Source organism: Dorea sp. OM07-5 (assembly GCF_003481355.1).
Lineage (GTDB): Bacteria > Bacillota > Clostridia > Lachnospirales > Lachnospiraceae > Dorea_D > Dorea_D hominis.
Map to the genome: position 1 here is coordinate 258537 of NZ_QUKZ01000001.1, position 12459 is coordinate 270995.

Sequence of the window (12459 nt, forward strand, 5' to 3'; positions counted from 1 at the left end):
CACACTATTTTACCAAAAAGGATACCAAGGGAGGTCTGAATGATGGAATTTATGACAGGAGTAAAGAAAAAAGAGACAAAAGAAATTACAGAGTTACTTACCGGATGCGCAGAAGGAGAGGTTGTAAAAATCAATGGAGCTGTTCATGTCATTCGTGATATGGGAACCGTAGCCTTTGTGATCCTTCGTAAAAGAGAAGGACTTCTGCAGTGTGTATATGAGAAAGAAACTGCAGAATTTGATATAAAAACGATCAAAGAGGCAGCAACACTGGAAGTGACAGGTGTTTTAAAGCAGAATGAGAAAGCACCAAACGGAATCGAGATTACAATGCAGAAAGTGGAAATTTTAAGTGAGCCGGAGGCAGAGATGATGCCGCTTGCAATTTCCAAATGGAAATTGAATACTTCACTGGAAGCAAAATTAAACTACCGCTCCATTGCCCTTAGAAATATCAGAGAGCGTGCAAAATTCCGAATTCAGGAAGGACTTACAAGAGCATTCCGTGATTTTCTTTACAGCCAGGAATTTACAGAGATCCATACACCGAAGATCGGAGCAAAAGGAGCTGAAGGAGGAGCGAATATTTTCAAGCTGGAATATTTCCACAGACCTGCAGTGCTGGCACAGAGCCCGCAGTTTTACAAACAGATGATGGTAGGTGTATTTGACCGTGTATTCGAGACAGCACCGGTATTTCGTGCAGAAAAACACAACACAAAAAGACATTTAAATGAATATACCAGTCTTGATTTTGAGATGGGATATATTGATGGATTCGAAGATATCATGGCAATGGAAACCGGGTATTTACAGTATGCAATGAAACTTTTGCAGAAAGAATATGCGAAAGAACTGAAAATCCTTGGAGTAGAACTTCCGGATGTATCCAGAATCCCGGCAGTCCGTTTCCACGATATTAAAGAAATCGTATCGGAAAAATATGGACATAAGATGCGTAATCCGTTCGATTTAGAGCCGGAGGAGGAGCAGCTGATCGGAAAATATGCAAAAGAAGAGTGGGGCAGTGATTTTGTATTTGTAACTCATTATCCATCCAAAAAGCGTCCATTCTATGCAATGGATGATCCGGAAGATTCGAAATATACATTAAGTTTTGACCTGTTGTTTAAAGGACTTGAGATTACAACAGGCGGTCAGAGAATCCATGATTATCAGAAACTGATAGAAAAGATAGAAGCAAGAGGTATGGAGACAGATGGAATGGATCAGTATCTTGCAACCTTCAGACATGGAATGCCGCCACATGGTGGAATTGGAATCGGACTGGAACGACTGACGATGCAGCTCATCGGGGAAGACAATGTCCGCGAGACAACGCTATTTCCAAGAGATTTAAGCAGATTGGAACCATAAAGAAATAGAAAATAGAAAGATGAAAAGGGGACAAAATTATGGCAAATCAGATCACAGATGAGACAATCGAATATGTCGGAATACTGGCAAAGCTGGAATTAAGCGATGCAGAGAAGGAAGAAGCAAAAAAAGATATGGAAAAAATGCTGGATTACATTGATACATTAAATGAGCTGGATACAGACGGAGTAGAACCGATGTCCCATGTATTTCCGGTGCATAACGTATTCCGTGAGGATGTTGTGACAAATGGTGACGGAAGTGCAGATACGCTTGCCAATGCACCACTTGCAAAAGACCAGAGCTTTAAAGTACCAAAGACAATCGGATAGTTTTCTGAAAAGAAAAAAGAGAGGAGAACGAAGGCATGGATATCACAAGTATGACAGCCGTTGAGATCGGAAAGAAAATAAAAGCAAAAGAAATAACAGTGGCAGATGCAGTAGAAGCAGCCATTGCACAGATAGAACGCGTAGAAGAGAATGTACATAGTTTTGTGCGGATTGATAAGGAAGGTGCAAAAAAACGTGCAGAAGAAGTACAGAAAATGATTAATGACGGTACACTTACCGGACCATTAGCCGGTGTTCCGGTGGCGATCAAAGATAATTTATGTACGAAGGGTGTGGAGACGACCTGCAGCTCTAAGATTCTGGAAGGTTTCAAACCAACCTTTACAGCGGAAGCAGTTGTAAATCTGGAAAAAGCAGGAGCTGTAATCCTTGGAAAGACAAATATGGATGAATTTGCCATGGGAAGTACGACAGAGACTTCTTATTATGGAGAAACAAAGAATCCATGGAATCTGGAACATGTTCCGGGCGGTTCATCAGGAGGTTCCTGTGCGGCAGTTGCGGCAGGAGAATGTGCATATGCACTTGGATCTGATACAGGAGGTTCCATCCGTCAGCCAAGTTCTTTCTGTGGAGTTGTTGGAATCAAGCCAACCTATGGAACGGTATCCCGTTATGGACTGATCGCATATGGCTCTTCGCTGGATCAGATCGGACCGATCGCAAAAGATGTCACAGACTGTGCGACAATTCTGGAGACCATTGCCTCTCATGACAGCAAAGATAGTACTTCTATTGCAAGAGAATCGTATGATTTCACAGAAGGTCTGGTTGCTGAGGTAAAAGGAATGAAGATTGGCGTGCCGAGAGATTATTTCACAGAAGGTCTGGATCCGGAAGTCAAAGAACAGATTTTAAAAGCGGTCAAAGTGCTGGAAGAAAAAGGTGCGGTTGTGGAAGAATTTGACTTAAGCCTTGTACAGTATGCGATTCCGGCTTATTACGTCATTGCATCTGCAGAAGCAAGCTCGAACTTATCCCGGTTTGATGGTGTGAAATACGGATACCGTACTTCGGAATATGAAGGCCTTCACAATATGTATAAAAAGACAAGATCCGAGGGCTTCGGACCGGAAGTAAAACGCAGAATTATGCTTGGATCATTTGTATTAAGTTCCGGATATTATGATGCTTATTATTTGAAAGCACTCCGGACAAAGGCGCTGATCAAAAAAGCATTTGACAAAGCATTTGCATCTTATGATGCGATCATTGCACCGGCAGCACCGACAACAGCACCGAAACTTGGAGAGAGCCTAAGTGATCCTTTGAAAATGTATCTGGGAGATATTTACACGATCGCAGTCAATCTGGCAGGACTTCCGGGAATTACGATTCCGGTCGGAAAAGATTCAAAAGGTCTTCCGGTTGGTATGCAGATCATCGGAGACTGCTTCCAGGAGAAGAAAATCATCCGTGCAGCCTATACATTTGAACAGACAAAATCATATGAGGCACCGGAACTTGCGAAAGGAGACAGATAGAGATGGCAAAACAATATGAAACAGTCATTGGACTGGAGGTTCACGTAGAACTTGCAACGAAAACAAAAATCTTCTGCTCCTGCAGTACACAGTTCGGAGGAGCACCAAATACACATACCTGTCCGGTCTGCACCGGTATGCCGGGATCTCTTCCGGTTCTGAATAAGCAGGTTGTTGAATATGCAATGGCAATCGGACTTGCAACAAACTGTGATATTACCCAGGTATGCAAATTTGACCGCAAAAATTATTTTTACCCGGACAACCCACAGAACTATCAGATTTCCCAGCTGTATCTTCCAATTGCAAGAAATGGATATGTAGAGATCGAAGTGGCAGGACAGAAGAAAAAAGTTCGTATCCATGAAATGCATATGGAGGAAGATGCCGGAAAACTGATCCATGATGAATGGGATGACACGTCACTGGTTGATTACAACCGAAGTGGCGTACCACTTGTGGAAATCGTATCGGAACCGGATATGCGTTCAGCGGATGAAGTGATTGCTTATCTGGAAAAACTGCGTACCATCGTACAGTATCTTGGCGCATCTGACTGTAAATTACAGGAAGGATCCATGAGAGCGGACGTCAACTTATCGGTGCGGGAAGTTGGTGCAGCAGAATTTGGCACAAGAACAGAGATGAAGAACCTGAACTCTTTTAAAGCTATCGCAAGAGCTATTGAAGGAGAAAGAGAGCGCCAGATCGAACTGATCGAAGAAGGGAAACAGGTTGTGCAGGAAACAAGAAGATGGGATGACAACAAAGAATCATCGCATGCTATGCGTTCAAAAGAGGATGCACAGGATTATCGCTATTTCCCGGAACCGGATCTTGTGCCGATCATTATCAGTGATGAATGGATTCAGAAAGTAAAAGACCGGCAGCCGGAACTTCGTTCTGAAAAGCTGGAGCGATATAAAAAAGAATATGATATTCCACAGTATGATGCGGAGATTCTGACAAACTCCAAACATATGGCAGATATCTTTGAAGAGGCAGCAGCTATCTGTGGAAAACCGAAGAAAGTTTCCAACTGGCTGATGGTAGAGACGATGCGTCTTCTGAAAGAAAATGGAATGGAACCGGAAGACATTGATTTTGCACCAGAGAATCTTGCGGCTTTAGTAGAACTGACAGAAGCAGGAACGATCAACAGTTCAGTTGCAAAAGAAGTATTTGAGAAAATTTTTGCAGAGGATATAGATCCGAAAGCTTATGTAGAGGAGCACGGGCTGAAAACTGTAAATGATGATGGAGCATTGGAAGAAGTGTTAAAGAAAGTGATTGCAGACAATCCGCAGGCAGTAGCTGATTATCAGGGAGGCAAGAAAAAAGCGCTTGGAGCACTGGTCGGACAGACGATGAAAACGATGAAAGGAAAAGCGGATCCGGTAGCAATTAATAAGAAACTGCAGGAAATGTTATAGACAAAATCTTTACAGCATATTTCCTTTTGTGCTAGAATTGTATGATAACGGAGTAATTCGTGGTAAAAAGACAAAAAATTAACAAAAAAGAGATCATTACAGGCAAAAGGAGAAGGCTATGGGAGGATTTTTTGGAGTTGCATCAAAGCAGGATTGTGTGCTGGAGTTATTTTATGGAGTAGACTATCATTCTCATCTGGGAACAAGAAGAGGTGGAATGGCTACTTTTGGAGAAGACGGATTTTACCGTTCTATTCATAATATTGAAAATTCACCGTTCCGTACAAAATTTGACAGAGATGTCGGAGAGATGAAAGGAACACTTGGAATTGGCTGTATTTCGGATTTTGAACCGCAGCCATTACTGATCCAGTCAAAATTAGGAAGCTTTGCGATTACAACAGTTGGAAAGATTAACAATTATGAAGAGCTTTTAAATGAGTTGTATGAGAGTGCACATTCCCATTTCCATGAGATGACAAATGGACAGGTGAATGCGACGGAACTGGTTGCGGCGCTAATCTGTGAGAAAGAGACAATTCTGGAAGGTATCCAGTATGTGCAGGAACGTGTAGATGGTTCGATGACGCTGCTTCTGATGACAGAGAAAGGAATTTATGCAGCGAGAGACCGCTATGGAAGAACACCTCTGGTAGTTGGAGCAAAAGACGATGCGTATTGTGTTTCGTTCGAAAGTCATGCCTATATTAACCTTGGATATAAGGATTATAAAGAATTAGGTCCGGGAGAAATTGTTTTTGTTACCGCAAGTGGCGTGGAGACATTGAAAGCGCCGGGAAAAGATATGAAGATCTGTTCTTTCCTCTGGGTATATTATGGATATCCGACATCTGCATACGAAGGTGTGAATGTAGAAGAGATGCGTTATAAATGTGGAAGTATGCTTGCAAAACGTGATGGGGATTCGGTACATCCGGATATTGTTGCAGGAGTTCCGGATTCCGGAATTGCACATGCGATCGGATATGCCAATGAATCCGGTATCCCATATGCAAGACCATTTATCAAGTATACACCGACATGGCCGCGTTCTTTCATGCCGACGAATCAGAGTCAGAGAAATCTGATCGCGAGAATGAAACTGATTCCGGTCCATGCGTTAATTGAAGGAAAGAAGTTGCTTCTGATCGATGATTCCATTGTAAGAGGAACACAGCTTCGAGAAACAACAGAGTTTCTTTATAGAAGCGGAGCGAAGGAAGTGCATGTCCGTCCGGCATGTCCACCATTGTTATATGGATGTAAATATCTGAACTTCTCCAGATCAAAATCAGAGATGGAACTGATCACAAGACGTGTGATCCGTGAAAGAGAAGGAGATGACTGTCCACAGGAGATCCTGGATGAATATGCAGATCCGACAACAGAGCGTTATGTACAGATGATCGAAGATATCCGCAAGCTGCAGAATTTTACATCCCTGCGCTATCACAGACTGGACGATCTTCTTGATTCAATTGGAATAGATCCGTGCAAGATTTGTACATATTGTTTTAACGGAAAAGAATAAAGGAAGATACAATAAAATCCCCAGATAGCAAAATCTGTTATCCGGGGATTTTATTATTGTATATTGATTGCTAATTCTGGACGCTCTGTCTTGAATCAGTTATAATTAATGTATAAATTACCGCGGAGGTGTATGATGTCTGCATTTGTTACATTAGAAGATGTAAAGAAAAGTTACCATATGGGAGAAGTGGAAATCCTTGCGGCAGCAGGGATGGATTTTACAATTGAAAAAGGAGAATTTGCAGTAGTTGTAGGTCCCAGTGGAGCGGGCAAAACAACCGTGCTTAATATCCTTGGAGGCATGGATACAGCGACTTCCGGCAATGTCTGGGTGGATGGTGAGAATATTGCCACTTATAAGGCAAAGAAACTGACAGCATACCGGAGAGATGATATCGGTTTTGTATTTCAGTTTTATAATCTGATTCCGAATCTGACAGCACTGGAGAATGTAGAGCTGGCGCTTCAGATCTGTAAAAATCCGATGGATGCCAGAGAAGTGCTGGAAGAAGTCGGACTAGGAGAACGGACAGACAATTTCCCGGCGCAGTTATCCGGTGGAGAACAGCAGCGTGTATCCATTGCAAGAGCACTTGCAAAGAATCCGAAACTGCTGCTTTGTGATGAACCGACGGGAGCGCTGGACTACAATACAGGTAAATCTATTTTAAAATTATTACAGGATACCTGCCGGGAAAAAGGCATGACAGTGATCCTGATCACGCACAATCAGGCGATTGCACCGATGGCAGACCGTGTGATCAAGATCAAGAACGGAAAAGTTGCAGAGATTGTGGAAAATAAGAATCCGGTATCAGTAGATACGATAGAGTGGTAGAAGAGTATGAAAGTAACGCACAAAGATTTTCTAATGGAATTAAAGAAAAGCCCGGGAAGATTCCTTTCTATGCTGTTTATCGTAGCATTGGGAGTTGCTTTTTTCTCCGGTATCCGTGCATCGGAACCATCCATGCGTGTGACCGGGGATGCTTATTTTGACGGCGCAGATCTGATGGATGTGAAAGCAGTCAGTACACTTGGAATTACCAGGGAAGACATACAGGCATTTAACGAGGCAGATACGATAGAAAAGGCAGAAGGCGCATACAGTGCAGATGTACTGAGCGATACAAAAGATGACCAGTTTGTACTGCATATGATGACGCTTCCAAAGAATATGAACAAAGTGACTGTATCTAAGGGGCGTATGCCAGAGAAGGCAGGAGAATGTCTGGCGGATGAAGAGATGGATTACAAGATCGGCGACCGTATTGTTGTAAAGTCCGGGACGGATGATCCGCTTTCGGATACATTAACGACAGATACGTATACGGTAGTTGGAATTGGTAACAGCCCGTGCTATATTTCTTTTAACCGTGGCAGTACAACGATCGGCAAAGGAACGATAGATGGATTTCTCGTAGTAAGTGAGGATACCTTTGCGCTGGATACTTATACAGAGGCGTGTATGCAGGTAAAGGGTACAAAAACACTGACTGCTTATACGGATGCATATGAGAAAAAAGTGGAAAAAGCAACGGATCAAATCGAAACATTGGGAAAAAAACGCGGCAGAATCCGAAGGCAGGAATTAGTTAATGAAGCAAATGATAAGATTGCAAAAGCAGAGAAGAAGTTAGAAAAAGGCAAAAAGACGTCCGGTGAAAAATTAAAAAAAGCGGAAAAGAAGATCAAAGACGGAGAAAAGAAACTTTCGGCTGGAAAGAAAGAATTAGCGAATGGCAGACAGAAACTTGTCAATGCCAGGAAAACACTGAAAGCAAAAGAAAAAGAACTGGATCAGGGAGAAAAAGAATACCGCGCAGGGAAAGCACAGTTAAGAGCCGGCAGACAGAAATTAAAAAAAGGCTGGAGTGAATATCGCACAAATGAAGCGCAGTATGAGCAGATGTCAGCCCAGATGGCGGGGATAGAAGCGGCGACATCACAGCTTGCCGAGGCAAAAGCCAAGCTGGAAGCCGGAAAAAAGGAACTTGAGGCGTCCGAAGCAAAACTTACTGCAAGTGAGAGAAAACTTGCAAAAGCAAAATCAAAGCTTAAGTCCGGACGAAAGCAGATAAAGAATGCTTACAGGGAAATTTCGGAACAGGAAAAGAAGCTTACAAAAGGAGAGCAGGAGTTTACTGAGAGTGAAAAGAAATTAGAAAAAGCGAAAGCCAGCTACAAAAAAGGTAAAAAAGAAGCACAGGAGAAGATCAAAAAAGCAGAGAAAAAAGTATCCGATGCGAAAAAGAAGGTTGCGGATATCCCAAAAGCAAAATGGTATATCGCAGATCGGAATGACTTGCCGGAGTATACAAGCTATGGTGAGAATGCGGATCGGATGCGAGCAATCGGAAAAGTCTTCCCGGTGATTTTTTTCCTCGTAGCAGCGCTTATTAGTCTGACCAGTATGACGCGAATGGTAGAAGAACAGAGAACACAGATCGGAACGATGAAAGCGCTTGGATATGGAAAAGCAGCAATTGCGTCAAAATATATCGGCTATGCATTGCTTGCTTCGGCGATTGGAAGCGTTATGGGATTTTTGATCGGTGAAAAGATCTTCCCGTTTATTATCATATATGCATACGGAATTATGTATTTACATATACCGGAGATCCTGATTCCGTATCACTGGGGTTATGCAGCGTTTGCTTCCGGTGTGGCAGTAGCATGCACATTGCTTGCAACGATAGAAGCCTGCTACCGGGAGCTGGGAGGAACACCGGCTGTGCTGATGCGCCCGCCGGCACCGAAGATTGGAAGAAGAGTCTTCCTGGAACGAATTGGATTTCTATGGAAACATTTAAGTTTTACTTGGAAGTCTACCATCCGTAATCTGATGCGGTATAAGAAACGTTTTTTCATGACAATATTTGGAATTGGCGGCTGTATGGCATTGATGCTCGTCGGATTTGGACTCCGGGATTCCATCTTCGAGATTGCCGACTTACAGTATAGCGAGATTCAGTATTACGATGGAAGTGTCTATTTAAAAGAGAATCTGACGGAAAAAGAAATCGATAATCTGGATGATTTCCTTACAAAAGACTCGGATGTGATTCGTCATATGAAAGCGAAGATGCAGTCCGTAACACTTGCAAAAGGAAAGAAAAAGCGGGCGACATATGAGTGCGTGTTTGGTGAGCCGGAAGATGTCAGAGACTACGTGCATTTCAGAGACAGAAGAAGCCATACGCCTTATAAGCTGACAGACGATGGTGCAATTATCAGTGAGAAGACGGCGAAGCTTTTAAATGCGAAAGCCGGCGATACGATCCGGATTAAGGACGAGGAAAATGGAGATAAAAAAGTAAAGATCCTAAAAATCTGTGAGAATTACATGGGGCATTATCTCTATCTGACACCTGCCTGCTATGAGAAGATCTATGGCGAGAAGCCGGAGTATAACTGTTTCTTATTTACAATCCGTGATGGATATTCCCAGAAACAGAAGGAAGATGCAGGAAAGAAGATACTGGCAAGGAAAGAAGTGTTAAATGTCAGTTATATGCATGAGATCAGAGAACAGCTTGATGATATGCTGAAAAGCCTGAATCTTGTTATTGTAGTACTGATCATTTCAGCAGGTATGCTTGCATTTGTCGTACTTTATAATCTGAATAACATTAATATTGCTGAGAGGCAGAGAGAGCTTGCAACACTGAAAGTACTTGGATTTTATGATCAGGAAGTAGGAGCTTATGTGTATCGTGAGAATCTGATCCTGACGCTTATAGGAGCGGGTGTAGGAATTGGGATCGGAAGGATTCTGCATCTGTTTATCATCCAGACAGTAGAAGTGGATGCTGCAATGTTCGGACGCAATATCAATCCGCCGAGTTATCTGTACAGTTTCCTGTTTACGGTACTGTTTTCAATCATTATAAATGGTGTGATGTATTTTAAACTCCGCAAGATTGATATGGTAGAATCACTGAAAAGTGTGGAATAAAGATAAAAGCAGCATAATTTATAAAAACTTTATAAAGTTCAAAGAATTATTAGCACTCTGTTTAAAAGAGTGCTAATTTTCTGTTGACTTTTGAAAATGAGAGGCTTATTATATCCTTTAGAGAAGAATGGCGGGGAATCCGCATGATAAAAAATAGAAATAGGAGTGATTAAAATGGCAGCAAAAAAAGGTAGTTTATCGATCAGCAGTGAAAATATTTTCCCGATTATTAAAAAATGGGTATATTCCGATCATGATATTTTCGTTCGTGAGATGGTATCCAATGGGTGCGATGCGATCACAAAATTAAAAAAACTGGATATGATGGGAGAGTATCAGCTTCCGGATGGATATAAACCAAAGATTACTGTAGAAGTAAACCCGGAAGAGAAGACTTTGAAATTTACAGATAACGGTGTTGGAATGACAGCTGACGAAGTGGAAGAGTATATTACACAGATTGCATTTTCCGGAGCAACACAGTTTCTTGAGAAGTATAAGGACAAGACAACAGAAGACGATATGATCGGACATTTCGGTCTTGGATTCTATTCTGCATTTATGGTAGCAGACGCAGTGCATATTGATACTTTATCTTATAAAGAAGGCGCAAAACCGGTACATTGGGTAAGCGAAGGCGGCACAGAGTATGAGATGGAAGAGGGAACGAAGACAGAAATCGGTTCCACAATGACACTGTATCTGAACGAGGACAGCCTGGAGTTTGCAAATGAATATCGTGTCAGAGAAGTACTCGAGAAATATTGTTCATTCATGCCGGTAGAGATTTTCCTTTCAAAAGAAGGAGCAGAACCGGAATATGAGACTATCGATGAGGCAGATCTTAAAGAGGATGATGTTGTCGTAGAGCACATTCACGAAGAAGCCAAGATGGAAGAAAAAGAAAATGAGAACGGCGAGAAAGAAATGGTAGAGACAGAGCCGGCAAAAGAGAAAGTCAAGATTGAGAAGCGCCCGGTTTCTTTAAGCGATATACATCCACTGTGGACAAAACATCCAAATGAGTGTTCCGATGAAGATTATCAGGAATTTTACCGCAAAGTATTTCTGGATTACAAAGAGCCACTGTTCTGGATCCATTTGAATATGGATTATCCATTTAACTTGAAAGGTATTCTGTATTTCCCGAGAATCAATACAGAGTATGAATCCGTAGAAGGAACGATCAAGTTGTATAACAATCAAGTATTTATCGCTGATAATATTAAAGAAGTAATTCCAGAATTCCTGATGGTATTAAAAGGAGTTATCGACTGTCCGGATCTGCCGCTTAACGTATCCAGAAGCGCCCTGCAGAATGATGGATTTGTAAATAAGATTTCTGAGTACATTTCCAAGAAAGTTGCAGATAAACTTGCCGGAATGTGTAAGACAAAGAGAGACGAGTATGAGAAATACTGGGACAGCATCAGCCCATTTATCAAATTCGGCTGCTTAAAAGATGAGAAGTTCTGTGACAAGATGAAAGATGCAATCCTGTTCAAGAACCTGGATCACAAATATCTGACGCTGAAAGACTGTATCGAAGAGAATGGCGGAGAAGTCGTAGAGCCGAACGATAAGAAAGAAGAAAATGGTGACGATAACAAAGTCGAAGAGATCAAGACAACCATCTACTATGTAACGGATGAGATCCAGCAGAGTCAGTACATCAACATGTTTAAGAATCAGGGACAGGATGCCGTAATTCTCGGACATAACATTGATTCTCCGTTCATCACACAGTTGGAGCAGAGAAATCCTACGATCCGCTTCCAGAGAATTGATGCAGATGTAACAGATACTGCAAAAGAAGAAGTTGCCGAAGAAGATCAGGAAACATTTAAGAAAACTTCTGACAGCCTGATCGAGATCTTCCGCAAGAAACTTGGAAACGATAAACTGGATGTGAAGATTGCCAAATTAAAAGACGAGAATGTAGCTTCCATGATCACTTTATCCGAGCAGAGCCGTCGTATGCAGGAAATGATGAAGATGTACGGTATGAATGACATGGGCATGGATCTTGGCGGAGAGAGCACTTTAATCCTGAATGCAAATCATCCACTTGTACAGTATGTTGTAGACCATGCAGACAGCGAGAATACAAGTGTGATCTGCAAACAGCTTTATGACTTGGCAATGCTTGCACACAAACCGCTGAATCCAGAAGAAATGACAGCATTTGTCAAGAGAAGCAATGAGATTATGATGTTGCTGACAAAATAATGAATGGTCAGATTTTGGAAGAAAAGCCAATAAAGATAAATAAAAGAAAATAAGATTAAAGTGCCGGGGAAGCAGGAATGTAAGATGATGTT

8 protein-coding genes are annotated in these 12459 nt (G+C 41.9%); all 8 read left to right on the plus strand.

Annotated features, from left to right (window positions below):
• The first annotated feature begins 42 nt into the window (after nucleotides 1-42).
• The 8 genes from aspS to htpG all read left to right on the plus strand — a co-directional run bounded on the left by aspS (nucleotide 43) and on the right by htpG (nucleotide 12367).
• Nucleotides 43-1377 (plus strand): aspartate--tRNA(Asn) ligase, encoded by a 1335-nt coding sequence (gene aspS / locus DXC04_RS01310; RefSeq protein ID WP_118288207.1) that lies wholly within the window; start codon nucleotides 43-45, stop codon nucleotides 1375-1377.
• Nucleotides 1378-1415: 38 nt separating this feature from the next.
• Entirely contained in the window at nucleotides 1416-1709 is a 294-nt protein-coding gene (gatC, locus tag DXC04_RS01315; protein ID WP_117536774.1) for an Asp-tRNA(Asn)/Glu-tRNA(Gln) amidotransferase subunit GatC, read from the plus strand.
• Between the two features lie 35 nt (nucleotides 1710-1744).
• The gene (gene gatA / locus DXC04_RS01320) at nucleotides 1745-3214 is read left to right on the plus strand and encodes an Asp-tRNA(Asn)/Glu-tRNA(Gln) amidotransferase subunit GatA (protein WP_118659599.1); all 1470 of its coding nucleotides are present in this window, start codon (nucleotides 1745-1747) and stop codon (nucleotides 3212-3214) included.
• A gap of 2 nt (nucleotides 3215-3216) precedes the next feature.
• Nucleotides 3217-4647: an Asp-tRNA(Asn)/Glu-tRNA(Gln) amidotransferase subunit GatB gene (gatB, locus tag DXC04_RS01325; RefSeq protein WP_118659601.1), complete on the plus strand. Its 1431-nt coding sequence runs from the start codon at nucleotides 3217-3219 to the stop codon at nucleotides 4645-4647.
• Between the two features lie 118 nt (nucleotides 4648-4765).
• Nucleotides 4766-6178: an amidophosphoribosyltransferase gene (locus DXC04_RS01330; RefSeq protein ID WP_021860848.1), complete on the plus strand. Its 1413-nt coding sequence runs from the start codon at nucleotides 4766-4768 to the stop codon at nucleotides 6176-6178.
• A gap of 135 nt (nucleotides 6179-6313) precedes the next feature.
• Nucleotides 6314-7018: an ABC transporter ATP-binding protein gene (locus DXC04_RS01335; RefSeq protein WP_118659603.1), complete on the plus strand. Its 705-nt coding sequence runs from the start codon at nucleotides 6314-6316 to the stop codon at nucleotides 7016-7018.
• 33 nt (nucleotides 7019-7051) lie between these two features.
• Nucleotides 7052-10138: an ABC transporter permease gene (locus tag DXC04_RS01340; RefSeq protein ID WP_243112077.1), complete on the plus strand. Its 3087-nt coding sequence runs from the start codon at nucleotides 7052-7054 to the stop codon at nucleotides 10136-10138.
• Between the two features lie 174 nt (nucleotides 10139-10312).
• On the plus strand, nucleotides 10313-12367 hold the full coding sequence (gene htpG, locus DXC04_RS01345; RefSeq protein ID WP_118659607.1) for a molecular chaperone HtpG: 2055 nt from the start codon (nucleotides 10313-10315) through the stop codon (nucleotides 12365-12367).
• Nucleotides 12368-12459 lie beyond the last annotated feature (92 nt).

What these genes read in the sequence shown, in the direction of transcription:
- gatA (WP_118659599.1), top strand. Translation starts at nt 1,745, where the DNA reads ATGGATATCACAAGTATGACAGCCGTTGAGATCGGAAAGAAAATAAAA.
- DXC04_RS01340 (WP_243112077.1), top strand. Translation starts at nt 7,052, where the DNA reads ATGGAATTAAAGAAAAGCCCGGGAAGATTCCTTTCTATGCTGTTTATC.
- aspS (WP_118288207.1), top strand. Translation starts at nt 43, where the DNA reads ATGGAATTTATGACAGGAGTAAAGAAAAAAGAGACAAAAGAAATTACA.
- gatB (WP_118659601.1), top strand. Translation starts at nt 3,217, where the DNA reads ATGGCAAAACAATATGAAACAGTCATTGGACTGGAGGTTCACGTAGAA.
- htpG (WP_118659607.1), top strand. Translation starts at nt 10,313, where the DNA reads ATGGCAGCAAAAAAAGGTAGTTTATCGATCAGCAGTGAAAATATTTTC.
- DXC04_RS01330 (WP_021860848.1), top strand. Translation starts at nt 4,766, where the DNA reads ATGGGAGGATTTTTTGGAGTTGCATCAAAGCAGGATTGTGTGCTGGAG.
- DXC04_RS01335 (WP_118659603.1), top strand. Translation starts at nt 6,314, where the DNA reads ATGTCTGCATTTGTTACATTAGAAGATGTAAAGAAAAGTTACCATATG.
- gatC (WP_117536774.1), top strand. Translation starts at nt 1,416, where the DNA reads ATGGCAAATCAGATCACAGATGAGACAATCGAATATGTCGGAATACTG.